We start from the raw sequence: 23,442 nt of genomic DNA, 5'->3' as shown, positions 1-23,442 counted from the left end.
CCCCTAGATTCGGCAGGCGTGAATGGTGCTGACGAGGATGGCGCGGGCGCCAATGTCGTACAGCTCGTCCATGATCCGGTTGGTGTCGGTGCGCTTGACCATGGAGCGCACGGCCACCCAGTCGGAGTCCTGCAGCGGGGAAACGGTGGGTGATTCCAGGCCGGGGGTGCGGGCGGCGGCTTCGTCGAGGAGCTCTCGGCGCACGTCGTAGTCCATCATCACGTACTGCCGGGCCACCAAAACCCCGCGCAGGCGGCGGATCAGCACGTCCAGCCCGGCCGGGTGCTCGGCGTCCTTGCGGCCGATCAGCACGGCCTCGGACTTCAGGATGGGCTCGCCGAAGATTTCCATGCCGGCGGCGCGGAGGGTGGTGCCGGTTTCGACGACGTCGGCAATGGCGTCCGCGACGCCGAGGCGCACGGAGGATTCCACGGCGCCGTCGAGCCGGACCACGGACGCGGTGATGTCGCGTTCGGCCAGGTAGGCGCGCAGCAGGCCGTCGTAGCTGGTGGCCACGCGCTTGCCTTCGAGCTGGTCAATGGTGGTGAAGTCCCCCACCGGACCGGCGAAGCGGAAGGTCGAGGCTCCGAAGCCGAGGCTCATCAGTTCCTCCGCGTCCACCTGGGCGTCAAGGAAGAGGTCGCGGCCGGTGAGGCCGACGTCGAGCGTGCCGGCGCCTACGTAAACGGCAATGTCGCGGGGGCGGAGAAAGAAGAATTCGACGTCGTTGTCCGGGTCCACCATGACCAGTTCGCGGGTATCGCGGCGCTGGCGGTAGCCCGCCTCGTTGAGCATGGCGGAGGCGGATTCGGACAGGGCGCCCTTGTTGGGTACGGCTACGCGGAGCATGGTTGCATCTTTCGCTGGAAGTTTGTCACTGCTTGACGGGAGTAATTCGACCGGCGGGCCACACGCTGAAGGGTCAGCGCGCGGCTAGAGATGCTTGTAGACGTCCTGCAGGGTCAGGCCTTTGGCGAGCATCAGGACCTGGAGGTGGTAGAGCAGCTGAGAGATTTCTTCGGCGCATTCGGCATCAGATTCGTATTCGGCGGCCATCCACACTTCGGCGGCCTCCTCAACAACCTTCTTACCGATGCCATGCACGCCCGACTCGAATTCGGCCACGGTGCGTGACCCGGCGGGGCGGTCCTGAACTTTCCGGCTCAGCTCGGCAAAGAGGTCTTCGAAGGTTTTCACAGAGTCAAGGGTACGCGGTGGCACGGTATGTGACGGAATCGTGGGGCGGGGTGTGACGGGGACGGATCCCGCACGTCGCTGAGTTGGGAGCAAACCTAATCTTGGTTGCCGGGAAGCTTGCACAGTCGCCGTACATACATGGAGACCAGGTACGTAATTCACGACCTTTCCAATGATCGGCGGCTCGGCCGACTACTCCCACCTCGGCACGGCTCCGCTGAGGCGCGGAATGTAGCTATTCGTCGCGCGGACAGTCTTTTGCGGATGCACTAAGCAACAGCCTCAATTCTATTCATGAGTTGATCTCCTTGATTCCTGCGTGTTGCTATAACCGATTTCTCAAGTCTGAACTAGGCTCGCCTTTTGACTGCTAGTGGCTGTTCGAGAGGGAATGATTACGTTGACCGGTGGCCGCACAACGCGCATGCAGGACGCCATCCGCATTCTTATGCTTCTGGACGCTGCAGCAGAGCCATTGGCCGAAGCCCCCACAGAACCTGCACTCAGTACCGCTGTCGGGGTCGTGCGGACACAGATCAGGCTGCAGAAGCTGGATTTTTGGGTACGAAATCCCGATTACTTAGCCAATGAGCTTCTTAACGATTTCGAAAACGGCGACCGCGATCCAACATTACTGATGCTCGCTGAACAAATCTTGGATAGCGAAGAACCCGAACTTCGACGGTATCCGATGCTGCGTTATCTATTTGGCGCATACGAGCAGTTAGATGATGCCTTGGCGATTCTAAGGCAAGCGGATTTGGTTGTTCGCCGGCTACGAGGAGCACCTGGCCATATAACTCAGCATGATTACTACTTGCTGGAGCAGGGACGGGCCAAGGTTTCCGAGACCGCGCAGAAATATCCTGCCCTTGACTGGTATAGCGCCCGCTCAAAACTGGTAGTTGCCTTAGCGGACGGAATCGGTGCGACGCAATTAAAAGACCGGCAATATCTTCAGGAAGAATATTTGAACACCCCTCATGGTTTCCGAATTCCGAGCATTACCGACCGTGCACGGAACCGCCTATCTGATTTAAGGCTTGACGGAACGATAAAGGACGTAGGATGAAGACACCTCAAAGAACCGGCCCCGGCCCCATACGACAAGACATAGCTAACAGGGCGAAGCTCTCGAGTGACACCGTTGATTCCGTCCTGGACAGTTTTGACATAAAGCTCACTTCAACTCCAGCGCCGCTCCGATCGCTGCGAATCCGTCGGGTCAGATTTGATGGTGTGAAGGAAAACATCAGTTCACCCGGCCCTTTTGAGGCCGACTTTAGTTTCGGCTCAGGCGTGACAGCGCTTGTCACCGAGTCGAATCTTAAGGGGAAAAGCACTGTTTTGGAGCTTATTACTTGGGCGCTAAGGGGTTCACCTCGACGGCTTCGGACCGATGTCAAGCCGTGGCTGAGAAATGTCACCGTTGAATACGACCTAAATTCAGTACCGATGGCGGTGAAGTTAGAGAGCAAGGATGGCAGAACATTCGCCGCGACTGTGATCTCGGGGGGCTCCAATGAAGAGATCGAGGAATCACTAGTACAGGGCCAAATGATTGGTGGATGCCGACTACTAGCCCGGGACCTAAATGAGGTGGACTTCGCGGAATTCCAGTCAGCGCTCATGCTTGACAGGTTCGGGTTGCAGCCCATAACAAACTGGCAGAAGTTCCCAAAAAGCTCTGAAGGTAGGCCTCAAGTGCATAAGTGGCCCACTTACTTTGGGGCAATATACCTCCCTGATGCAGGATCGGATGTCCTCTTGGGGGATATCGCCATGGCTGGCCTGCCGGCGAGAATCCTGCAGTTATTCTGCGACGTTCCCTTGTTATCAGACGAGATACGTACGAAGGTTCTTCTGAATCAAATCAGCCAAGATGAGAGAAACACTTCAAGGCGCGAAACCGAAGACGCAGAAGTATTGGTTAGCCGTCTTGCCGACTTACAATCTCAGAAGGCCGCGTACCAGGCCTCGCTTGATTCCATCGATAAAGAGGCATCCTCCGGACGGTCTATCGCCGCCATTGAAGGGGAGCTCAGGACGGCTGAACGTCGCTACGTTGCGGCGGCCGCGGGTGCTCGGGAGCTGAATCAGATACTGGCGGAGGCTAGAGCTGATCGACAGGCCGAACAGCGGCGGTCAACTGACATACTCGAGTCAGAGATTGCCGCATTATTGTTTCAGGGTCTCAGCCCCAAGCACTGTCCACGGTGCGAAGGGAGTATAGATTCCAGACGGATCGCAATCGAGCAAGATGAGCACAAGTGTGCCGTATGCACATCCGCCCTGCCTCTGTCGGAGGATCACCCTGCCATTGATGCTGAGGACGAGGTGGAGGCTACCGTCGAAGATGCAGACGGCGGGGATGAGGCCGTCACTGCCCTTGACGCACTACTCACAGCTGAAGTTGCGGCCGAAGCAGCCGCGGCGGAAGCATCGAGCGTGCTCCAGGAGGTGGAGGACCTCCTGACCCGGCTCACCGCCGAGTTTGCTCATGCGAGCCAGTCTCGTACCACTGCGAAAAGGCGCGATACTGAGCTTGCGCTGGCCCGCATCGAAGGTGCAATTTCTTCGATCCCGTCTGGAAAAGATTCAAGTACCAGAACCTCTGATACGACCTCAGTGCTGAAAGCCACAGTCAAGGTACTTGAGGACGGCACCCGAGAGGCTGCCAACGCAATGTTTGTTGAACTCAACGAAGAAGTGGCGAAACTTGGAAGGAGTTTCGGCATAAAAAACCTCGACTCCGTTGAACTCAACAGAAGCGGCGGACTCAAAGTAACCACTGCCGGGGTTCCCGATACCTTCGGCAATACCTCCGGTGGTGAGCGAGTACGTTTACGTGTGGCCCTCCTAGTTGCCTTGCTTAGGATCGGCGCGATTCGAGGCAATGGGACGCACCCAGGCTTGATACTTTTGGACTCTCCAGGGTCGCATGAACTAAAAACCGAAGACGAACGTACCCTACTTAGGGAGCTGAACCGCTTACAACGTGAGTTGCCGGGTCTTCAAGTGATAATCACGACTGCAAAACCAGATGCTGTAAGAGATGCTGTCGCTGAGGACCAGATTTACCTTGCGACCGGTGATGGCACGTTGTGGTGACTTTGCAAGTGATGTCATAGCCATGGGTTTGTTTGAGTCTCTTGCCAATGAGTGTGTCCCAGAGGAACTTACGGTCGAGTCGATTTCTGCCTATGGCGACCGGATTCTCAGGCAGTCCGCTGCAGAAAACTGGGATGAAGAAGCCTCTAAGCTTTCCTCGGCGCCCTTACCCGAGCTCATTGCCCTCGCTGAGGCGTGCGTAAGGAACGGAAAAGCAGAGTCGCTGCCATTAGTTAGGCTCGCTATGCGGGAATTAACTGAAACTGCTTGGAACTTGGTTTTCACGGACGCCTCGGATGTTTTTCTTAATTGCCCAGGGATTCTGGCGGCAGAGGGCGACCGCGTACTACGCAAGCTGCTTGAGAGATTTGAGTCGCTCCGTAATACCGGCTCGGGCTTCCAAGCCTACAACTACTTGGAAACGGCCACCAGAATTGCTCTCGCGGGCGCAGCACGCGAACTCCGGGTTGTGGACGTATTGCTGGACCTAACTACAGATGATTCACCGGAACTCCTCGAGCGAGTTCCACGACTTTTGGGTATTGCTGATGAGGTATGGGGGCAAAGCCGCTCCCGAAACGTGCTGCTGCTCCTGACAGATGTGGAAGAGACACGGGGTGCCGCTCTGTTTGAACTGGGCCTAGCGGAGCTACGTGATTCTCTTAGCGCTTCCAATCATGTCGATGTTAGGACGCATTTGACCGCGGGCCGCGACAATTTCCTTGCGGCCGAACGAGTTGTGGAATCCCAAGACGATGCATCCATGTACCGAAGAGTTCTGGATGCAGTCCTGTCGTTCGGGAGTGTCGATGCCGTAAACCGCGTGAACGAGGCGGTTGATGCATTGAGTCTCGTGGTAGATCGTAGAGCTGCTCTAATGACCGGACTCGGTGTTCGCGATTGGCTTCAGAGCCGCGGACGCGCAGAGGTGGAGTGGTTCTCCGTGGCGAGAATGCTCAAAGAATGTGTGCAGGACTTACACCGCGCATCCTGGCTTCAGCCGGCTCAAGCAATGGAACGGGTGTTGAGCGCCTACCGAGCTGATCGCTCAATTACAGTCTTGAATTCCGCATCCGGCCTCAGAATGGTGATTCAGCCTGTCATACACGCGGCGTTCATCAGACGCGAAGGGCTTCTCGCGCACCTCGAAGACCTAGCATCCGAGCCCACAACAGAAGAAACCGCTTCGGCCGTTCTCAGGGAATTTCTTACGGCGGTGCGGAACGAGTCGCCCGATGAGGGAGGCGATTGCCTGGGAAAAGCATTAGAGATCGCTCCGAATCTTACAATGGGCCTTGGAGTTTCTAGTGCTCCAGCTATCGTCCACCTTGTTGAGCAACAGCCAGACTTAGCTGCACAACTCGAGCGGGACTATGCCGAGCGTAGGCTAGCTTCACAATTAGCAACCGATCCTCTCATTGATGACCTCCTCGCTTCAACACGAATAGCTTTGTCGGATAGCCCGGACTTCAATGGTAAAACTGAAATTGAGTTTCTCGGTTTGGCTGAATTAATCTTCCAGTTCATGGCTTCGCGTGCTGATATCGGCCGGCGCACCCTAGGGCCGCGCACCGAGTATTTATACCCTCATCCGGCTGGGAAGACATATACCGAGAACTACCTTCAGCGCGATCTAGGTGAATTTCTGCAGGGAACGCCGCTCCGACCGGGGGTCCGGTTCGAAGAATCGGACGTCGGATCCGGACGTGCCGACCTGACTGTTTCTACATATCTGAACCGCTTTAGTATTGAAATCAAACGCGAGATCGAAGATGCTGGTCGCGAATCTATTCGCCGAAAGTATTCTGCTCAAGCGGCTGGCTACGCAGTTTCTTCCGCCGGTTTAGGGGTTTTGATGGTGCTTGATCTGACAAGCCACGGGAACGGCGTCCCGTCGGTTCGAGACTCAGTTTGGGTGGAGAAGGTTTCAATCCCTTCCGGTGCCGACAGATTCCTCTTGGTTGGGGTAGTCAGGGGGAACCGCCCTACGCCCTCCCGATTGCGCGTTCTATAACTGGTTAGTCGTCGAGTGCGTGTTACACCGCATAGGTAGTATCTCGGTATCTTGGAAGCATCTATCACGATGTCTTTGGCTTTCTGCGCTCATTTATGCCGAGGCCCCGTTCTGCCCCTGTTGTGAAGGAATGCCGCCCCACCTAGCCCCGCCGATGATCACCACGGGAATGACCAATCCATCGACGACTTCGAATCGGGCACTCACACCGAAGGTAGCCAGTGTCCTGGTTTGCGGTGGCCCAGGACACCCTGCAGGCCCCGTTGCTTCAAGCCGTGCGCAGATGGCCAGGTAATTCATCCCGGAAACGAAGTTCTACTCGAATCCGCACTACGCCACGGCCTACCCTGAGCTGTGGAATCCGAGGTCCGGAATCTCAAACTCCACACCGGCATCAGGGTGCCGTGCCTCGTCCAGGGCGACACCGAGGCACCACCGGTCTTGCTGCTGCACGCATGGGCTGAATCCCGCCGGAGCTTCGACCGGATGGTGCCCGGGCTGACCGACTTCCGGGTCTATGCTCCGGCCCTCCGCGGCCAGGGCGATGCCGAGAAACCGCAGGTCGGATACTGACTGGCGGAGCAGGCAGAGGATGCCGCAGCAGTTCTAGATGCACTTGAGGTTTCTACGGCGTCGGTCCTTGGCTCCCCGAGCGACGGCTATGCTGCCCAGCAACTGGCTGTTGCGTACCCCGACCGGGTGGCGGCGCTCGTGCTGGTGGGCGCTCCCCGAACCCTCCAGGGCCGGCCCCTTTCGCCGACGACGTCGACGGCCTGACTGATCCCGTCGCCGAGGACTGGGTGCGCGGTTTCCTGGCCATGTTTCCCCTCGTCCAAGAGGTTCCCCCATGATTTATCGAGGACCGGGTGCGGGACGGTGTGAACATGCCCGCGCACGCGTGGAAGCTCAGCCTGCACGGCTTGTACACGGCAGATCCGCCGACCCGAGTCGGGAGCCATCTCCGTTCCCACGCTGATCCTGTGGGGCGGGCAGGACGGCCTGCTGCCCTGCGATGACCAGGACACCTTGGACGTCAGAATCCAAGGCGCAGAACTGAAGGTCTATCCCGATGTCGCCCACTTGGTCTTGTGGGAATGCCCGGAACATGTGGCAGCGGATGCGGCGGCGTTCCTGAGTTCTCTGCCTTGAGGCCCGGTCCCGCTCGAAAACCCGTCAGACGTCGGCAGGTACCCGACGGGCCGTGCCGCGGTTGAGCACCAAATGTCCTCCCAGGAACCCGGAACCCGCCAGAACCGCATTGCCCGCGAGGGCCAGGGCCACACCCAGCCCGTGCTGGCCGCATGTCAGGGCAATCAGGGATCCGAGGTTGGCAAACACTGCCACGTCGGTACCCAGGGCATGAACGACGCCGATTCGACGCGCGTCACCAGCCATTCCGGCCCAGTCGCTGGCACCGGCGATAGCGGTGGGTACGGCCGCGGCCAGCCCCGCGCCTATCAGGACGGTGGCACCGTGCCGTGACTGGGCTCCGCCGGCTACGTCGAGGATGGACGCGCTGCCCCAGCAGCCAAGCGTCAGATCCGTGAGCGGCGGATGGATCCAGTGGCCCAGGACACCGGTATGGAACGGGCTTTTCCACGCCCACTCGAGGAGAGGCTTGTAGAGGAACTCCTGCGCGGCGGCAACGCGATCAGCGACCGGGCTGGTGCCCACTGCCCGGGCCAGACGCAGCGGCAGCGAAACTTCACTCACGCTTATCGACGCTATGCCCGCCGGGAGCAGCTGCCTAGGCTCCGCTGCAACCTGCAGAGCCGGCCACAAATCCGCGAACCCATGTCGAGTTTCCCACCCCGGTTCCGTCCCAGCATTAAGAACAGCCACAATGGCAGTGTTGTTGGCGACCCGGTGTCGCCAAAGACCAAGGAGACCGTCATGGCCAAATATCTGTTGCTCAAGCATTACCGCGGCGCGCCGGCACCCCTGAATGACGTGCCGATGGACCAGTGGACGCCCGAGGAAGTCTCAGCCCATATGCAGTTCATGCAGGACTTCGCCGATCGGTTGCAGGCCAACGGCGAGTACATCGACGGGCAGGCCGTCGCACCCGAGGGCACCTTCGTACGCTACGACGGCGAGGGCCGGCCGCCGGTGACAGACGGCCCGTTCGCGGAAACCAAGGACCTGATTGCCGGCTGGATGGTGATCGACGTGGACGACTATGACCGCGCCGTCGAACTCGCGGGAGAACTATCCGCCGCCCCCGCCTCCGGCGGACAGCCACTGCAGGAGTGGATCGAGCTGCGGCCGTTCCTGGGCTCGCCCATCACCATCACGGAATAGGCAGGCCGGGGAGGGAGGATCCATGGGAGACACCATGGAGTCCGGCACGGTGGACGAGCGTCTGGTCCGCATGCTCACTCCGCAGGTCATCGCCGTCCTCGTCCGCCGCGGAGCCGATTTCGCGGCGGCCGAGGACGCGGTGCAGGACGCCCTGATCGAAGCCCTGCGCTGCTGGCCGGACAACCGGCCGCGGAACCCGAAGGCTTGGCTCGTCACCACCGCGTGGCGGAAGTTCCTGGACGCGGCCCGCGCCGAGACCGCCCGGCGTCGTCGTGAACTCACCGTCGCCGCCGAGCCCGGACCGGGCCACGCGGGCGAAAGCGACGACACGCTGCAGCTGTATTTTCTCTGCGCGCACCCGTCCCTCTCTCCGCCGTCGGCTGTGGCGCTGACCCTGCGGGCGGTGGGCGGGCTGACTACCCGGCAGATCGCCGCCGCGTATCTGGTGGGCGAGGCGACCATGGCGCAGCGGATCAGCCGGGCCAAGCGCACCGTTGCCGGGGTCCGACTCGACTCGCCCGGCAACGTGGCCGCCGTGCTTCGCACCCTGTATTTGGTATTCAATGAGGGCTACTCCGGCGACATTGACCTGGCCGCCGAATCCATCCGGCTGACCCGGCAGTTGGCCGCCGGCATCGACCATCCCGAGGTCCACGGCCTGCTGGCTCTGATGCTCCTTCATCACGCCCGCCGCCCGGCGCGGACTGACGACGGCGGGAGGCTTGTGCCGCTGGCCGAGCAGGACCGCGGCCGCTGGGACACCGACCTGATCTCCGAAGGGGTGGAGATCCTGCAGCGGGCGCTGGCCCGGGACCGGCTGGGCGAATACCAGGCGCAGGCTGCAGTCGCCGCCCTGCACGCGGACGCGCTGACGGCGGAGGAAACGGACTGGCCGCAGATCGTGGGGTGGTATGACGAACTGGTCCGGCTCACCGGCAGCCCGATAGCCCAGCTGAACCGCGCCGTCGCCGTCGGAGAAGCGGACGGACCGCGCGCCGGACTCGCAGCGCTGGCGGATTTGGATCCCGCACTCCCCCGGCACACCGCGGCGCGGGCGTACCTGCACGAGCGCGCCGGCGATACGGGACAAGCTGCGCGACTCTACGCAGAGGCCGCCCTGCTGGCACCCAATCTGGCCGAACGCTACCACCTCACCCTGCAGGTGGCCCGGCTCAACACTGGCGCGGCACCGCCCCGGCTAGGCACATAAATCGGCAGGTCCCGCAGGCTTAAAGTGTCTCCGGGATTTTTCGTCCGGGAAAAAGTGTCGAATACTGTCGCCGATACATTCTGCGCCCGACGAGGCGGTAGGCAAGACGGACCGGCGCGGGGATTTCCTTGAAGAAGGCCTTCTGGTCATCCAGAGGATTCGTAGCCATCATCATGCCGAGGTAGCCCACCAAGAACTTCTTGTCGAACTGTTCAATCCCGTGCTGGCCGACCGCGTCCATTTCCTTTTCGCTCAGCACCCGGTCCACAACAGGCATCACCTCAGTGACTTCGCGGCGCAGGTGCACTTTAAGCAGAGCGGACAGGCCCTCATAGAGGTCAGCGAGTTCCTCGCTGTCCTCCGCACCCGCCGTCTCCATCCAGCGTTGACGGACCGGTTCGATGCGGTCAAGCCGCTCCCCCACCTGTCGGTGGTGCTCCAGCATCTGGGCTATGTGCAGTGCGCACCCCGGTGCCCGACCAGCCAGTGGGGGATACATGAGCAGGTCCTCGCCCTCGTGGTGGATGTGAAGCACTCCGTCGAAGTTTCCAAGTACTTCTCCAACGTATGCGGCGCGAGCGGTATCGCCGGTATCGGTGGACCGTACCAGGCCGGGTGCCTCGTCGTAGGCCCAAAGGAAAAAGCGGTGAACGCGCCGCATACCTGCCGATCCGGTGCACAGGATGGGCCCCGGCGGCAATGGAGCCGCTGTCTCGCCCGGCTGGGCCGTAAAAAAGTCAGCCATTGGATTTGCCCCTTACAGATTTTATGTAAGACCGAGGCCATCCCCGCAAAAGAATTTTAAAGTCGTTCCTGAAACAGCTCAATACCTAAAGCCAGCGGAGTTACGGTGAGCTTCAGCCTGCAGGGCAGAACCTCAGCTGCGGGCGCACATGTAGACCGCGCGCGGCACGCGGGCACCGTCCCGCCGGACCCTACTTGAGCGCGAAGCTTCCGCTCTGTTCCACGACATAAAGGCAAGTTGTGCCGGTCCCTCCCTGTGCAGCTATGGAACGCGAAGTTACCTTCACCTCGAATGTGCCATCCCCGTTGTCGAAAACCGTGTGCGCCAAGTCAGCACTGTTCTGATGGTAGTCTGCGATGATTCTTTGCACATCCTCCGCGGTCAGCGTCGCCGGTGCGGCATGGATCGGTGCGGACGGCACGGGAGCCGCGGTTGTACTCGCGGGGAGCGGGCAGAGGTTCGCGACGGCGTGGGGCTTGCCGATGGCGTGGGGCTTGCCGATGGCGTGCTCCGGCTGGGGCTGGGGTGCTGGGGGCAGTGCTTGATTTCTGGATCCGCCGATCCGAGCATCCAAACCTAAGCACCTTTTTAACCTCGGTTTCCCTATTACTTGCCGGTGCAGTTGGCGGGACGATCGCCCTATTTTTCAGTGGGTTTTAACCTCAGGCGGCGGCTCGCTGCCCGGGAGGCCGCCGCTGCGAAGAACGAAGGCAACAGCCTCTAGTCGCCGGGCTGCGCGTCGCTACCCTTCTTCCACCGCTGAGAACAGCGCCTTGAAGGTGGTCCCGGTTTCCTTGAGCTGACCGATCAGTTCCGCGAACGGAGGCACTGTCACTGCAGCCGAGGCATCCTCATAGCTGTCAAAGTACAGGTCCAGTGTCCGGTGGGCGGGTGTCGGCGAGCCGTCCTCCTTCGGCCAGACCTTTCCGCCCTCGAACCTCCGCAGCTTGGGAAGCTGTTTGGCACTGTCCGCAATGCCCTTGTAGGCGGTCTCGAATGCGTCCGGGCTGGCAGGATTGTCGATGATGAACGTGATCTTGGTGGGCATGGAATCATCCTTTTCATGGGGCCGGCTGTCGGAGTGTTAGTAGTCTCCGGGTGCCGGGACCGCTTGTCCAGCGTCCTCACTCAAGTCCCTTCAAGCCCCCGGAGCCACGACGATTCGGTGCGCCTGGAAAGGACCTGCGGTACTTACTGACAAGGTGTCGGTATAATTGCAATGCCGGGCAGCCTTGTCCGGTGCTCACACCGTTGGAAGGACACACATGTACGTAGTCGTAAATACCCTGGAAGTTGGTCCGGAAACGGCTGAGGCCTTCGAAAAGGCCTTCATCGACAGCATGACGAACCTTGAAGGCGTCCCGGGATTGGGCCGCAGCACGCTGATGCGTCCCGAGGGAAAGAGCAACACCTACCTGTCCACCATGGAGTTCGACTCCAAGGAAGACTTCTTCGCGTGGCTGAAATCGGATTCCTTCAAGGCCTCGCACTCCGATGACCAGGCTCCGGGCATGCAGGCACCCAACGCTGTCGCTTCCTACACCGTCATCAAAGACACCGCAGCCTAGGCCGACGCCGGTCCCCTCCTAGCCGCGGCTACCCCGCGTTAGTTTTCTTCGATGTCGGAAAACAATGCTTTAAAAGGTGTCTCGGTGGCGGTCAATTGACCGAACAAGTCTGCAGCCGCCGTGGTCGTCACTGCGGCTGATGAGTCGTCGTAGCTGTCGAAGTACAGGTCCAGGGTCCGGTGGGCAGGCCTCGTACCGGTGCAGCTTCGGCAGCTGCTTCGCGCTGTTTTTAACGCCTTTGTATGCGGATTCGAAGGCGTCGGGATCAGTGGGGTTGTCGATGACGAAGGTGATTCTTGTTGCCATGATGCTCTCCGTTTCAGGTAGGCGGGGCTCCACAGTGCCTGACGGCGGTGGACCCGACAACAGTGCTGAGGTCCTTTTGGATTAGGAGTCTGGTCCTGCCTTCCTGTCCGTCGGAGATGTGCAGGACAGTGCCGAAATCCCTGCTAACGGTTAGGTAGAATTGATGGCCCTTAGCACTTACGCCCAGCATTGAACCCAAGGCAGCAGAATGAGCAACTACTCCACACCCGAGCGTCCCGTCCCGACGCCGATCCCCAACCCGGCCCGGACTCTCACCTTGTGGGAGGACGGCGTGCAGCTGGACTTCACCTTTGCCGACTGCATGAAGTACCACGGACCGGGCTTCCCGGGCGGCGTGGCGCACGCCTTCGCCGCTTTGGGACGGGCGCTGCCTGAGCTCGCCGCGCGCAGTGCAAACGGCCGGGTTGAGCGCCGCGACATCAGGGTGCGGACCCCGTTTGCCGGTCCCGGCGCCCGGGATGCGTTCGAGCTTGTGACCCGTGCGGTCACCGGAGACCGTTACTCAGTGCTTCCGGAACTGGCCCGCCCGGAGCGTGGCAATACTCTTGCCCGCTACGTCTTCGAGGTGAGTTCCGGCGAGGCTCAGGTCACGTGCGTGCTGTTGGATGACGGTATTGTAACGGATGAGTTCATCGAGCTGACGGCCAAGCCGGACAAATCAGCCGCCGAACTGGCTCATCTGGAAGTCCTCAAGATCGAAATGCGCGACCGCATCCTCGAGCGGGATCCGGTCCGCGTCTACGGCCTGGAGTAAGACACAGCAATGCAGGACTCCTGCTAGCCGAGCAGGGGTCAGCGCCCGCGTACCGGATGCCCGTCCACGTCGTGGAATGTGGGGATGACTTTTGTTCCGGTGTCGTCCAAGCTCAACGTGACGAGCAACGGCCGGCGATACTCATCGACGGCCTGAACCTTACGTCGCGTCAACCCTCCGCTGAACCTACCCGTGTCGATCAACAGTGACGGGTACAGCACCGTGATCGCGTGTTCCTGGCTCAGATTCTCAGCGATGCGGCGGCAGAGTTCCTGCTTGTTGGAAATCACCACGCGGATAACGTTTGCTACCCCCGCAAACATCACCACAAGTCCCAGATTGTCCACCAGGTCGCGGCTGCCGCCTACGGCGTCGCTTATTTCCCAGCCGACGAATAGCACTACGAATGCCGGGAGAAAGACCAAAGCAACGGCGCCCCACACATTAGCCGCCCGCGGACGAAGAAGCTTTTCGGGCATGGCGGCGGACATCTCGGGCGTTTTAGCCATTCCTGGACCTATCTCTAAATGTGTTCTGTTTATCGCTTGGACACACCCTAATGGACGACATGGTGAGCATGATGTTTCATGCCGATCTATCCGAGCCCCCGAAAACGCGCGGAGCACGTGCCTGCTTGAGGCGCGAAAGTCATAGTCAGCCCCCGCACCCCTTCAGCGAGTTCCCCCCGGCCCCTCCACGCTTCTGCCCTCCGACCTCGACATTCCTGTTCATTGGATCAGCAGTAGCCACTAGACGACGCACACAGGTGTCGACTCGTGGTTGTATGTCCCCATGCCTTCCGGACCAACGTCTTCCAGACCAACAGCTGCGGTGGTGTGGCGAATTGTCCACAACGAACGCCAGTCCCTCATCAGCGATCTCGAGTCGCTCACCCCGGAACAATGGGCGCAGCCGTCTCTCTGCCCCGGTTGGGACATTCACGACGTCGTAGCCCACCTTGTCGATACAGCGAAGACAACTCGCCTCGCCTTTGTCCGTCAAATGGTTGCCGCGAAATTCAGTTTTGACGGAGCCAACGCACGCGGCATCATCCGGGAACGTGCCGCCAGCCCGGAAGCAACACTGGCCGAGTTCCGCCGCATCCGGCAGGCAACCAAAACGCCGCCTGCTGCACTGGCAACCCGGCTTGTTGAAGCCATCGTGCACGGTGAGGACATTCGGAGACCTCTGGGGCTCGTGCATCGCTACCCGCGAGAATCGACCGAGGAGGCACTGAGTTATCAGCTCAAAACCGGCATCTCCATGGGCGGCGGCAAGGAACGTGCCGCCGGATTCCGTTTGCAGGCTTCCGATTCGGGGTTTGAGCACGGTTCCGGCCCAGCGGTCCTAGGAAGCGCGTTGGCACTTTTGATGGCAGTCTCCGGCCGCCCGGTTGATAGACGGGACTTCTCCGGCGAAGGTGCCGCAGCATTCGTACAGAAGTTGAACCAATGACGGCAAAGCGGAGGCACCTGTGACCGAGAACCAGGGTACGGCCGACGAGGTGCTGCTCGAAGGGGACGGCTGGACCGAGGTCTACCGGATTAGGGACACTGTTCACCGGCCGGCCCGGCCCCAAACCGCCACCATTCATGCGTTTCTTTCGCACCTTAGGGACCGCGGCTTCACGGGAGCACCCATTCCTCATGGGTACGATCCAAAAGGTCGGGAGGTTTTGAGCTACGTCGAGGGTGACGTGCCCATGGAACCGCTTCCGGACTGGGCTGTAGGGGACGAGCAGCTGGCGGCGCTTGCCCGGCTGATTCGCCGGGCGCATGACGCCGCCGAGGGTTGGATCCCTCCCACCGATGCCGTCTTCGGGACGATTCCCGGATCCCCGCACCCGGCGATAGAGCCCCTGTTTGAGAAGCCGGAACTCGTGGCTCATCAGGACTATTGTCCGGGAAACGTCGTCTTTCGCGACAGCATGCCGGTGGCCTTGATCGATTTTGATCTGGCCAAACCCACAACCCGGGTGGCCGACGTCGTCAACGCCCTGTACTGGTGGGCGCCTCTCTGCCATCCACAGGATCGCGGACCTGCGCTCTCCGACGTCGACGTCCCACGCCGGGTCAGGATTTTCGCTGATGCCTATGGGATGGATGACGTGCAGAGGAGCCAGATCGTTGACCTGGCGCTCCGCCGCCAAAGGAATTCCGAAACCATCATGAAGGCCGCCGCGGACTCGGATCCTGTTTTCCGCCGGTGGTGGGACGAAGGAATGAAGGACAAATTGCCCCGGGCAGACCGTTGGCTCAACGCCATCGCGGGGTCGCTGCGGGACGCTCTCCGGTAGAGCTGTCAGACAAAACCGTCCCCGGTCCCCCGATCGTCATTGACGCTCTAGAGTGAGCTTATGCCCCCAAATCTCTCGCGTCTGCTGACAGCCGCCACGGTCCTGCTGTTGGGAGCATTACCGCTCCTCATGGTCATCGATCTGCTGACTGAGCAGAATCTTGGCGGGTGGACCAGTTCACTTGGCTGGGCGCTCGGGGTGCTTATCCTGATTCGGCTGCTGTCTGGTGTCCGGAACTGGCGGTCGAGAGTTGCGGCTCCCCTCCTCGACTCAGCGTCCGTCCAGTCACGAATGTTCGGCTTCGCTCCAGGCAACCCAACAAGCCAGCATGCCAGCGAGTCCGTGGTTACATCGCGCGTCGAAGATGATCCAAATTCAGGGCCCATCCGCTGATCACCTTCTTTACCGGCCCGGGGCAGCCACCACCGCTGAACGCCGTGCCCACAGCAGCACCGGAATGAGCAGCAGTGCCAGAATGCCGCCGGACAACGCCAGCGCGGCGTAGCCGGTACCGGCCATGACGACGCCTGACAGCATGCCTCCGCCTGCTCCTGCCAGCGCCACCAGGACGTCGATTCTGCCCTGCACCTGCGGACGGATTTCGGCTGCGGTGTTATCGACCACCAGCGCGGTGCCGGCGATGAGGCCAAAATTCCAGCCAAGGCCCAGCAATGCGAGGGCAAGGATCAGCAGCCCCAGCGATTCCCCCGGCGCCAGGGCTGCCGTGACACCGGCGAGCAGCAGGGTTCCGCCCGCAGCCGCCGCCATGGGAAGCCGGCCCACCCGGTCCACCAGCACGCCGGTCACCAGGGACGGCAGATACATCGCCCCAATGTGAATGCCAATCACGAGGCCGACGTCGGCCAGGCTGTGATGGTGGAACCGCATGTGCACCGGCGTCATGGTCATGATGGCCACCATCGCGATTTGGGTCAGCACCATCACGGCTGCGCCCACGTACACTCCGTTTCCCGGTCTCGCCGGCGTCGGAACCGGCGCACCGGCACCCGCGGCTGCAGCGTCGTCGTCGGCTTCCTTCGCATTCAGCCTGCGGGCGAGGAGGAACGGATCGGGGCGCAGCAGCACCAGCAGTACGACGCCGGCTGCCAGGTACGCTGCACCGGCCAGCAGGAAGGGACCCGCCAGGGCAGGGATGCCCAGGCCGACGGCGAAGCGGCCCATGGGCGTGACCAGGTTTGGCCCGGCCACCGCGCCGAGCGTGGTGGAGACCATGGCAATGCTGATCGCCTGGCCGCGCCGCGCCGGCAGCGCCAGATCAGTGCCCGCATAGCGGGCCTGCAGGTTGGTGGCGGTGCCCGCTCCATAGACGAAGAGGGCGCCGAACAGCAGCGCCGGACTGCCGACGACCGCGGCCAGGACCACTCCCAAGGCACCGGCCGCGCCCGCGGCGAAACCAGCCCCGAGCCCCACTCGCCGGCCTGATCGCTGGGTAACCCGTCCCACGAGATAAGCGGTCAGCGCGGAGCCCAGGGTAAAAAGTCCGGCGGGCAGACCGGCGAGGCCGTCCGATCCCAGCATCTCCTGCGCCAGCAGCGCACCGACCGTGACGCCGGCGGCCAGCCCTGCCCCGCCGAGGACCTGACTCATGATGACCACCGTCAAGGTTCGGCGCTGTACGCGGGCTCGGGTGGCTTCGTCGAGGGCGGCCGGTCCCCCGGCGGCGTCAGGCGGGCGGTTCACTGCGGTACCGCAGGAGAAGGGTGTCGCCGCCGCGGAGGACATGTGCCAGTTCCAGGCGACTCGGCGGCACAGCCTCGGGCGCCCCGGACGTAATGCGCAGAGCGCTGCCCGCCGCAAGAAGGGGACTGATCGTCAGGCACAGTTCGTCCACCAGACCCGCAGCTTGGAAGGACCCGAAGAGTTGCGTGCCCGGACCGCTTCGATGACGGGGACCACCCGGGCGACTTCCTCTGCCGCTTCCACGGCCGGTCCGGGGGCAAAGGGGACACCGCCGATGTCCACCCAGTCGGCGCCGTCGTTCACCGCCGCACCCACCGCGGCGTCCAGCGCAAAGGTGCGTCCGGCGTCGTAAAACGAATCCGGGGTGCGGTTGATGATGGTTATGAGCGCGACCTGCCGGCGGAAATCCAGGGTGCGTTCCCCTATCTGCCGGACCGGGTGCAGCAGCAGCGGTTCATACTGGCCGGCGGTCCGACCGAGACCCTGGGCGTTTCTGGAGGTGCCCTTGGTTTCAAGATTCGGTACCAAGCGGGAAAAACTCATGATTGCATCCTACGGCGAAGGCCCTGCCGGAACAGGACCATGTCGGAATGCCGGTATAGCCTTCGTTCATGAACCGACTTCGCCCCCTTCCAGGTCTGAGATTCAGTGAGCACGTCATTGAAGACAGAGGTTCTCTCGCCTTGTACTTTGCAAAGACAAGCCCGTCAGTGGGCATTTACTGGATCGACTTTGCTGACGGCTACTCTTACGTCGGCCAATCAGTGTCCACCCGCACACGGCTTGCTGCACACCGCCGGCGTTGGAGCGATGCTGTTACGGTCCGTTTCGCCCCCTGTCTGCCGGAACAATTGGACGAGCTGGAGCTTGCTGCTATTCAGCACGTACAGGAAATCAGACCGCTGCGGAACAAACTGCTGACTAATCGGCCGGGCGGTGACAGGGATGTCAACGTCACCATCTCGCCCGGAAGCTCTTTGGCCTTGCCCTGGGAACGGGCGCGGCGTGGGGCAGTCACTTCACCCCCATCCGTCGCAGCGGAGAACACAGGCGGACAGGCAAAATTTGAATCGCTACTTAGGACGGACACCTACGAGCTTCTGGCCGACGCCACGGCCGCGCTGATCGGAGGAGCAATACCGAGTCCGACAGAATCGCAATCCTTTTTGTGGTCTGTCTCTGCACTGCCCTCGACCAATCGTGCGCCGGGGTGGCGCCGTTTACTGGCACTAAGTGCGGGTCGATTGGAAATCCTCCGGGTGTTCGAAGAAGTCACTCCCAGCACTGTCCTCTATCCAAGCTTCCTCAATGCCGCCCCAAACTTCAGCCGAACGACCCTCGTTCATGCCCTCCTGAGGGCAGGTCTCAGCCCGCAGGTCATTACAACGGGACGTTACCGGGCTGTAGCCGGGGTGCAGACGGTCCGGGTCCCGGATCTGGCTACCTTGCAGAAGCTGCTCAGCGACCCGGATGTTTTGGACGCGGTATATCAACTCGTCATTACGGTGATGCGCCAGGGGTCTGCTCCGCTGGCACGTTTCCACAACCAGCCCCTGGCCGCGGATTTACTGGAACGCGCGCGCCAGGGACTAGTTCCTCGCTTTTCGTAGGGAAGCCTGTCCGCCCGAGGTCGCGGAACAGGTACGCAGCGACAAGTGAGCACGCCAGAAACACCAGACCTCCAGCCAGTGCCGGCAGGGCAATATTTCCGGCTGCCAGCACGCCGCCAAGCGCTGACCCAAGGGCGAGTCCGAGCAAACCCAGCACCCGCGAAGACGCGTTGACTCTTCCTCTCAATTCGTCCGGCACAAGACGCTGCCGGAGCGACGTGGCGCAGATCCCCCACACCACGGCATGAAAGATATAGACGGCCAGCAGCAGAGCGGCCACCACGCCGCTGTGCGTGGCAGCCAACGCGGTCAGGGAACCGGCGCCCAGAAGGAGACTCGCGGCGATCGTCCACCGATAGCCGAACCTTCCGCGCATCCGGGGTGCCGCAAAAGATCCGGCCAAACCGCCCAGTGCCGAGGTCGCCAGAATCATTCCATAGCCTGCAGTGTTGACGCCGAGCTGCTGCTGCGCGAAGAGGACCAGCACTGAGAACGGCAGCATGTAGCCGACGCTCGCCAGAGCGCCAATCAGCGCGAGTCCTCCGACCGTGCGGTGCCACGCCAGCCACCGGGTGCCCGCGGCAGCTTCCTTCCACACCCCAGTCCGTTCGAACGGTGTGGTGGCGGGTGGCGCTGCCGGGCGTTTGGGAAGCGCCAGCGCCAGGAAACCCGCTGCGGCCCACAGCCCGGCCATGGCAAAAATCGGTGCCGCCGCAGCGAAGGCAAACAGGAACCCTCCCAGGGGCGGGCCGGCGAATTCGTCAGCGACAATCTGTGACGCCGAGATGCGGCCGTTGGCCCGGTCCAGGTTCCGCTCCCCGACAATGCCGGGAACCAGTGACACGGTGGCGTTGTCAGCGGCACTTTCCAGGGTGCCGATGATTGCAAACGCCAGGTACAGCAGGAGCAGCCCGCCAACCCCGAAGTGGACGCACAGCGCGAGTGCTGCCACCGCGACGCCGCGCAAAAGATTTACGGCCACCAGGATCCTGCGCCGATCGGCACGGTCAACCCATACCCCTATGGGCAGCGCGGCGAGCAGCCGCACCAGGGCGTACACCGTGGCAAGTCCCGCCACCCAGCGCGGATCATCGGTCAGGGATGCCGCCAATAGCGGAATGGACACAAAGGCCAGCCCGTCAGCCAGGTTCGAGGCGGTGTTTGCACCCCACAAGAACGAAAATGCTCGGCCAAAAGACATCAGCCGAGCCTACAGCGCCACATGCACATGCGTGCCGCGGCGCACCAACCCGCGGGGTCCCGCCGCCTGGCCGCCGGACGAAGCTCCACCCTGTCCTACGGCGCGGAGGGCGAACGGTCCGGAGGGCGAACGGCTGGATGTCGGCATGAGCGTGTTCTTCCTGCGGACAGCCCGGCCTTCCCGCACCCGTTTTCCGGATCCTGGGCAGCGGAAACAGCATCGCCCCTGACCACCGCGCCGACGCCGGTCTACGATGCTCAGTGAGGCCGACGAAAGGTACAGAACAGATGACCGATAGCAGCCCGTTCACCATTGTTGTTGGCGTTGACGGCTCGCCCGACTCAAAGCTTGCCTTGCACTGGGCCGCTGATGAGGCGCGTCTGCGCAACGGCCGGCTCCAGCTGATCACGGTCTGGAGCAAGGCGCCGTTTGCATGGTATCCGGAGGTGTTGGAGACTGCTGTGGGTGGACTGGCCGTCGCACCTGCTCCCGAGGAAGACGCCGGCAAGCTGAATGCCCAGGCGCTGGAATTCGCGGCAGACAAGGGCGCGTCCGCCACGGGCCAGGTTGTTCACAACAGCTCACCCGCCGCGGCAATAGTAGACGCCGCCAGGGAGGCAGATCTTGTTGTTGTCGGCGCACGCGGGTACGGCGGATTCGAAGGCCTGCATCTCGGCGCGGTCTCGCATCAAGTCGTCAACCATGCGCGGTGCCCGGTGCTGATCTTCCGTCCAAAGCCTTCTGCAGCATCGTGAAATACGGGCGGCCCCGCGCCCCTGGACCCCCGTTTCCTCGACCGCTAAGTCTTAGACCGCTGAAGTCCTAGACCCCGGCGCCGCGCAGGGCTGCCACGGTGTTCACGGCTGCCGCCACCGCCTCATATCCCTTGTCCTCGGACGAGCCCGGCAGTCCTGCCCGGTCCAGGCCCTGCTGTTCGGTGTCGCAGGTCAGCACGCCGAAGCCGATCGGAGTGCCGGTGCCGATGCTGACGTCGGTCAGCCCGGTGGTCGCAGCTGAGCACACGTAGTCAAAGTGCGGTGTGCCGCCACGGATGACGACGCCGAGGGCCACCACTGCATCAAAGTGCGGTGCCAGGCGGGCCGCGGCAACGGGAAGCTCGAAGCTTCCCGGAACCCTGATCAGTTTCGGCAGCAGCCCGGCATCCTCCACGGCACGCAGGGCGCCGTTGATCAGTCCGTCCATGATTTCGGTGTGCCAGCTGGCGGCCACGATGGCCACCCGGATATCCAGGCCCTTCGCCTTGATGTTGCTGAGGTCATTGTCCGGTGCGCCGTGTCCGCTCATGATGCTTTCTCCTGATGGTGAGAATGGTTGCGAGGCTCTTGTGGTGAAGTTCGGTCCTGGTAGGTGCGGTTAGCCCTGCTGGACCGGCTGGGTGCGCAGCAGGGTCAGCCGGTGGTTCATCCGGTCCCGCTTGGTTTGCAGGTAACGCTCGTTTTCGGCCCGGATGGGCACCTCCGAGGGCACCATCGCCGCCACAGTGATGCCGTACTGATGCAGCCGGTCGCGTTTGGTCGGATTGTTGCTCAGCAGCCGGATCCGGTTCAGGCCCAGTTCATGCAGAATCTCAGCGGCCGCCTGGTAGTCGCGTGCGTCCACGGGCAGACCCAGCTGTTCATTGGCTTCCACTGTGTCAGCGCCGGCTTCCTGCAGGGCATAGGCGCGCAGCTTGTTGGCCAGGCCAATCCCCCGACCCTCGTGCCCGCGCAGGTAGATCACTGTGCCGCCGTGCAGGTGAATCAGCTCCAGCGCCTGTTCCAGCTGCTCGCCGCAGTCGCAGCGGTAGGAACCGAAAACGTCACCGGTCAGGCATTCGGAATGCAGCCTGACCAGCGGCGCCACGGGGCTCCCGCCGGCATCGGCGCCGGCGGCGTCCTGCTGAATGCCCGATCCGGGCGCGGAAACACTCATATGCTCTGCCCCGGTGCGCTGATCGGTCCAAGCCTGGGCCATGAAGTCGCCATAGGGTGTCGGCAGGTGGACTTCGGGACCGGGTACGACGCCGGCTGACAGGTTCTCAGCCGCGTTCACCGCCGGTCCTCCGCGTTATCTGCGCTATCCCCAATCGGCCGGGCCTGACTGTGAAGGTACGCCACCAAATCGTCGATGGAGATCAGCGGCAGCTCGTGCGTGTCGGCAAACGCGCGCAGCGCCGGCAACCGCATCATGGATCCTTCGTCGTGGACGAGTTCGGCAATCACGCCCACGGGGCTGCAGTTTGCCAGCCGGGCCAGCTCCACCGCCGCCTCGGTATGCCCGCGGCGGCCGCGGACGCCGTCGTCGTGCGCGCGAAGCGGAAACACGTGTCCGGGACGGTGGAGATCGGAGGCCGACGCGCCCGGATCCGCGAGCACCCGGGACGTGGTGGCCCGGTCTGCAGCGCTGATGCCGGTAGTCACGCCAACGGCGGCGTCGCAGGACACCGTGTAGGCGGTGCCCTTGGCGTCCTCATTCACGGCGGTCATGGGCGGCAGGTTCAGCCGGTCCGCGTAGGACCCGGGCAGCGGCACGCAAATCACGCCGGAGGTGTAACGGACCGTCCATCCCATCAGTTCGGGCGTGGCGTGCTGGGCGGCAAAGACGATGTCGCCCTCATTCTCGCGGTCCTCATCATCCACGACGACGACGGCCCGTCCGGCGCCGAGGGCTTCAATCGCGGCGGGAATGCCGTCCAACAGGATCATGTCCTGCGGAACGGCTGTTTCCGCATGCTTGGTCCGGATGCTCATGCGCCGTCTCCTTCCGCAGCGTGGGCAGGTTTCTTCGGGTTGGCGAAGGCCAGCAGCCGCTCTGCATACTTGGCCAGCACGTCCACTTCCAGGTTCACCGCCGCCCCGGGCTCCAGTGCCCCCAGGCCGGTCTCTGCCAGAGTGGTCGGAATCAGCCCGACCTCAAACCACTGCTGCGGGTCGCCGGCGTCGCTGACTTCAGTGACGGTGAGCGAAACGCCATCCACGGCAATCGACCCCTTCTCGGCGATATAGCGTGCCAGCTGCGCCGGCACCGCGAAGCGCAGCCGGTCCCAGTTGCCGAGGTTCTCCCGTTCCAGAAGTTTCCCGACACCGTCCACGTGACCCTGCACCACATGGCCATCCAACCGTCCGCCGGCGGGCACACAGCGTTCCAGGTTCACTTTGGTTCCCGGTTGTAGCGTGCCCGTGGTGGTCCGGTCCAGGGTTTCACCCATGACGTCCAGGGAAATCCGGTCGCCGTCCAGGGCCGTGGCCGTCAGGCAGACGCCGTTCACGGCGATGGATCCGCCCAGCTCAAGGCCTTCGCCGGTTACGGAAGCGCTGATGACAAGCACTGCGGAATCATCAGCGGTATTCCGGTCCAGGGATACAACGCTGCCCTGTTCAGCCACAATTCCGGTAAACACGAATCGT

General features: G+C 62.3%; 27 protein-coding genes. 13 read left to right on the top strand and 14 right to left on the bottom strand.

What is annotated here, in order from left to right:
- Positions 1–3: 3 nt before the first annotated feature.
- Together hisG and MUG94_RS07465 are read right to left on the bottom strand one after the other, a co-directional pair.
- On the bottom strand, positions 4–849 hold the full coding sequence (hisG, locus tag MUG94_RS07470; RefSeq protein ID WP_227908623.1) for an ATP phosphoribosyltransferase: 846 nt from the start codon (positions 847–849) through the stop codon (positions 4–6).
- An 84-nt stretch (positions 850–933) separates the two neighbouring features.
- Positions 934–1,197: a phosphoribosyl-ATP diphosphatase gene (locus tag MUG94_RS07465; RefSeq protein ID WP_146362223.1), complete on the bottom strand. Its 264-nt coding sequence runs from the start codon at positions 1,195–1,197 to the stop codon at positions 934–936.
- A 424-nt stretch (positions 1,198–1,621) separates the two neighbouring features.
- Here MUG94_RS07465 and MUG94_RS07460 point away from each other — a divergent pair, with 424 nt between their 5' ends.
- From MUG94_RS07460 to MUG94_RS07445, 4 genes are all read left to right on the top strand, one after another.
- Positions 1,622–2,269 carry a hypothetical protein gene (locus tag MUG94_RS07460; protein WP_247098845.1) on the top strand — a complete coding sequence of 216 codons (648 nt, stop codon included), beginning with the start codon at positions 1,622–1,624 and terminating at the stop codon, positions 2,267–2,269.
- A 167-nt stretch (positions 2,270–2,436) separates the two neighbouring features.
- Complete coding sequence (locus tag MUG94_RS07455) at positions 2,437–4,308, top strand: hypothetical protein (RefSeq protein ID WP_227908621.1); 1,872 nt, start codon at positions 2,437–2,439, stop codon at positions 4,306–4,308.
- Positions 4,309–4,330: 22 nt separating this feature from the next.
- Positions 4,331–6,322: an MCP four helix bundle domain-containing protein gene (locus tag MUG94_RS07450; RefSeq protein WP_227908620.1), complete on the top strand. Its 1,992-nt coding sequence runs from the start codon at positions 4,331–4,333 to the stop codon at positions 6,320–6,322.
- Positions 6,323–6,676: 354 nt separating this feature from the next.
- The gene (locus MUG94_RS07445) at positions 6,677–6,895 is read left to right on the top strand and encodes an alpha/beta fold hydrolase (protein ID WP_227908618.1); all 219 of its coding nucleotides are present in this window, start codon (positions 6,677–6,679) and stop codon (positions 6,893–6,895) included.
- A 600-nt stretch (positions 6,896–7,495) separates the two neighbouring features.
- Here the strand turns inward: MUG94_RS07445 and MUG94_RS07440 are convergent.
- Positions 7,496–8,035 (bottom strand): (2Fe-2S)-binding protein, encoded by a 540-nt coding sequence (locus MUG94_RS07440; protein WP_227908616.1) that lies wholly within the window; start codon positions 8,033–8,035, stop codon positions 7,496–7,498.
- 180 nt (positions 8,036–8,215) lie between these two features.
- On the opposite strand from MUG94_RS07440, the gene MUG94_RS07435 reads away from it, so the two are divergent.
- Positions 8,216–8,623: a YciI family protein gene (locus tag MUG94_RS07435; protein WP_227908615.1), complete on the top strand. Its 408-nt coding sequence runs from the start codon at positions 8,216–8,218 to the stop codon at positions 8,621–8,623.
- A gap of 22 nt (positions 8,624–8,645) precedes the next feature.
- Positions 8,646–9,833 carry an RNA polymerase sigma factor gene (locus MUG94_RS07430; RefSeq protein WP_227908613.1) on the top strand — a complete coding sequence of 396 codons (1,188 nt, stop codon included), beginning with the start codon at positions 8,646–8,648 and terminating at the stop codon, positions 9,831–9,833.
- A gap of 19 nt (positions 9,834–9,852) precedes the next feature.
- Here the strand turns inward: MUG94_RS07430 and MUG94_RS07425 are convergent, their stop codons facing one another.
- Both MUG94_RS07425 and MUG94_RS07420 read right to left on the bottom strand, forming a co-directional pair.
- Positions 9,853–10,578 carry a hemerythrin domain-containing protein gene (locus MUG94_RS07425; RefSeq protein WP_227908611.1) on the bottom strand — a complete coding sequence of 242 codons (726 nt, stop codon included), beginning with the start codon at positions 10,576–10,578 and terminating at the stop codon, positions 9,853–9,855.
- A 742-nt stretch (positions 10,579–11,320) separates the two neighbouring features.
- On the bottom strand, positions 11,321–11,626 hold the full coding sequence (locus MUG94_RS07420) for an EthD domain-containing protein (protein ID WP_227889518.1): 306 nt from the start codon (positions 11,624–11,626) through the stop codon (positions 11,321–11,323).
- 217 nt (positions 11,627–11,843) lie between these two features.
- Between MUG94_RS07420 and MUG94_RS07415 the strand changes: the two genes are divergently transcribed.
- Positions 11,844–12,146 carry an antibiotic biosynthesis monooxygenase family protein gene (locus MUG94_RS07415; RefSeq protein WP_227908610.1) on the top strand — a complete coding sequence of 101 codons (303 nt, stop codon included), beginning with the start codon at positions 11,844–11,846 and terminating at the stop codon, positions 12,144–12,146.
- A 514-nt stretch (positions 12,147–12,660) separates the two neighbouring features.
- Positions 12,661–13,227: a hypothetical protein gene (locus MUG94_RS07410; RefSeq protein ID WP_227908608.1), complete on the top strand. Its 567-nt coding sequence runs from the start codon at positions 12,661–12,663 to the stop codon at positions 13,225–13,227.
- 38 nt (positions 13,228–13,265) lie between these two features.
- Here MUG94_RS07410 and MUG94_RS07405 read toward each other — a convergent pair whose 3' ends face one another.
- Entirely contained in the window at positions 13,266–13,736 is a 471-nt protein-coding gene (locus tag MUG94_RS07405; protein WP_227908607.1) for a hypothetical protein, read from the bottom strand.
- A gap of 283 nt (positions 13,737–14,019) precedes the next feature.
- Between MUG94_RS07405 and MUG94_RS07400 the strand changes: the two genes are divergently transcribed.
- The 3 genes from MUG94_RS07400 to MUG94_RS07390 are packed head-to-tail and all read left to right on the top strand — an operon-like array spanning position 14,020 to position 15,916.
- Positions 14,020–14,682 carry a maleylpyruvate isomerase family mycothiol-dependent enzyme gene (locus tag MUG94_RS07400; RefSeq protein ID WP_227908605.1) on the top strand — a complete coding sequence of 221 codons (663 nt, stop codon included), beginning with the start codon at positions 14,020–14,022 and terminating at the stop codon, positions 14,680–14,682.
- Between the two features lie 19 nt (positions 14,683–14,701).
- The gene (locus tag MUG94_RS07395; protein WP_227908603.1) at positions 14,702–15,523 is read left to right on the top strand and encodes a phosphotransferase enzyme family protein; all 822 of its coding nucleotides are present in this window, start codon (positions 14,702–14,704) and stop codon (positions 15,521–15,523) included.
- 60 nt (positions 15,524–15,583) lie between these two features.
- Positions 15,584–15,916: a hypothetical protein gene (locus MUG94_RS07390; RefSeq protein WP_227908601.1), complete on the top strand. Its 333-nt coding sequence runs from the start codon at positions 15,584–15,586 to the stop codon at positions 15,914–15,916.
- Between the two features lie 9 nt (positions 15,917–15,925).
- Here the strand turns inward: MUG94_RS07390 and MUG94_RS07385 are convergent, their stop codons facing one another.
- Positions 15,926–17,224, bottom strand: a complete 1,299-nt coding sequence (locus MUG94_RS07385) for an MFS transporter (RefSeq protein ID WP_227908599.1) — start codon at positions 17,222–17,224, stop codon at positions 15,926–15,928.
- 132 nt (positions 17,225–17,356) lie between these two features.
- On the bottom strand, positions 17,357–17,767 hold the full coding sequence (locus MUG94_RS17280; protein WP_341482172.1) for a dihydropteroate synthase: 411 nt from the start codon (positions 17,765–17,767) through the stop codon (positions 17,357–17,359).
- A 68-nt stretch (positions 17,768–17,835) separates the two neighbouring features.
- Here MUG94_RS17280 and MUG94_RS07375 point away from each other — a divergent pair, with 68 nt between their 5' ends.
- Positions 17,836–18,834 (top strand): GIY-YIG nuclease family protein, encoded by a 999-nt coding sequence (locus MUG94_RS07375; protein WP_227908596.1) that lies wholly within the window; start codon positions 17,836–17,838, stop codon positions 18,832–18,834.
- Here MUG94_RS07375 and MUG94_RS07370 read toward each other — a convergent pair.
- Together MUG94_RS07370 and MUG94_RS07365 are read right to left on the bottom strand one after the other, a co-directional pair.
- Positions 18,725–20,035, bottom strand: coding sequence for an MFS transporter (locus MUG94_RS07370; protein WP_227908595.1), 1,311 nt, complete (start codon positions 20,033–20,035; stop codon positions 18,725–18,727). The two genes, MUG94_RS07375 and MUG94_RS07370, sit on opposite strands and share 110 nt — an antisense overlap.
- A gap of 9 nt (positions 20,036–20,044) precedes the next feature.
- The gene (locus MUG94_RS07365; protein WP_227908594.1) at positions 20,045–20,182 is read right to left on the bottom strand and encodes a hypothetical protein; all 138 of its coding nucleotides are present in this window, start codon (positions 20,180–20,182) and stop codon (positions 20,045–20,047) included.
- 140 nt (positions 20,183–20,322) lie between these two features.
- On the opposite strand from MUG94_RS07365, the gene MUG94_RS07360 reads away from it, so the two are divergent.
- Entirely contained in the window at positions 20,323–20,790 is a 468-nt protein-coding gene (locus tag MUG94_RS07360) for a universal stress protein (protein ID WP_227908593.1), read from the top strand.
- Between the two features lie 67 nt (positions 20,791–20,857).
- Here the strand turns inward: MUG94_RS07360 and ribH are convergent, their stop codons facing one another.
- The 4 genes from ribH to MUG94_RS07340 all read right to left on the bottom strand — a co-directional run bounded on the left by ribH (position 20,858) and on the right by MUG94_RS07340 (position 23,435).
- Positions 20,858–21,340 carry a 6,7-dimethyl-8-ribityllumazine synthase gene (gene ribH / locus MUG94_RS07355; RefSeq protein ID WP_227889507.1) on the bottom strand — a complete coding sequence of 161 codons (483 nt, stop codon included), beginning with the start codon at positions 21,338–21,340 and terminating at the stop codon, positions 20,858–20,860.
- A 69-nt stretch (positions 21,341–21,409) separates the two neighbouring features.
- Positions 21,410–22,087, bottom strand: coding sequence for a GTP cyclohydrolase II (gene ribA, locus MUG94_RS07350; RefSeq protein ID WP_227908592.1), 678 nt, complete (start codon positions 22,085–22,087; stop codon positions 21,410–21,412).
- Complete coding sequence (ribB, locus tag MUG94_RS07345) at positions 22,084–22,785, bottom strand: 3,4-dihydroxy-2-butanone-4-phosphate synthase (protein ID WP_423724424.1); 702 nt, start codon at positions 22,783–22,785, stop codon at positions 22,084–22,086. Before ribB ends, ribA begins: the two co-directional genes overlap by 4 nt.
- Entirely contained in the window at positions 22,782–23,435 is a 654-nt protein-coding gene (locus MUG94_RS07340; RefSeq protein ID WP_227908591.1) for a riboflavin synthase, read from the bottom strand. The genes ribB and MUG94_RS07340 overlap by 4 nt, the downstream gene beginning before the upstream one ends.
- Positions 23,436–23,442 lie beyond the last annotated feature (7 nt).

It is taken from the genome of Arthrobacter gengyunqii, assembly GCF_023022985.1.
GTDB classification, from domain to species: Bacteria; Actinomycetota; Actinomycetes; order Actinomycetales; family Micrococcaceae; genus Arthrobacter_B; species Arthrobacter_B gengyunqii.
Note: the sequence above shows the minus strand (reverse complement) of the source record. Positions and strands in the feature narration are given on the sequence as shown.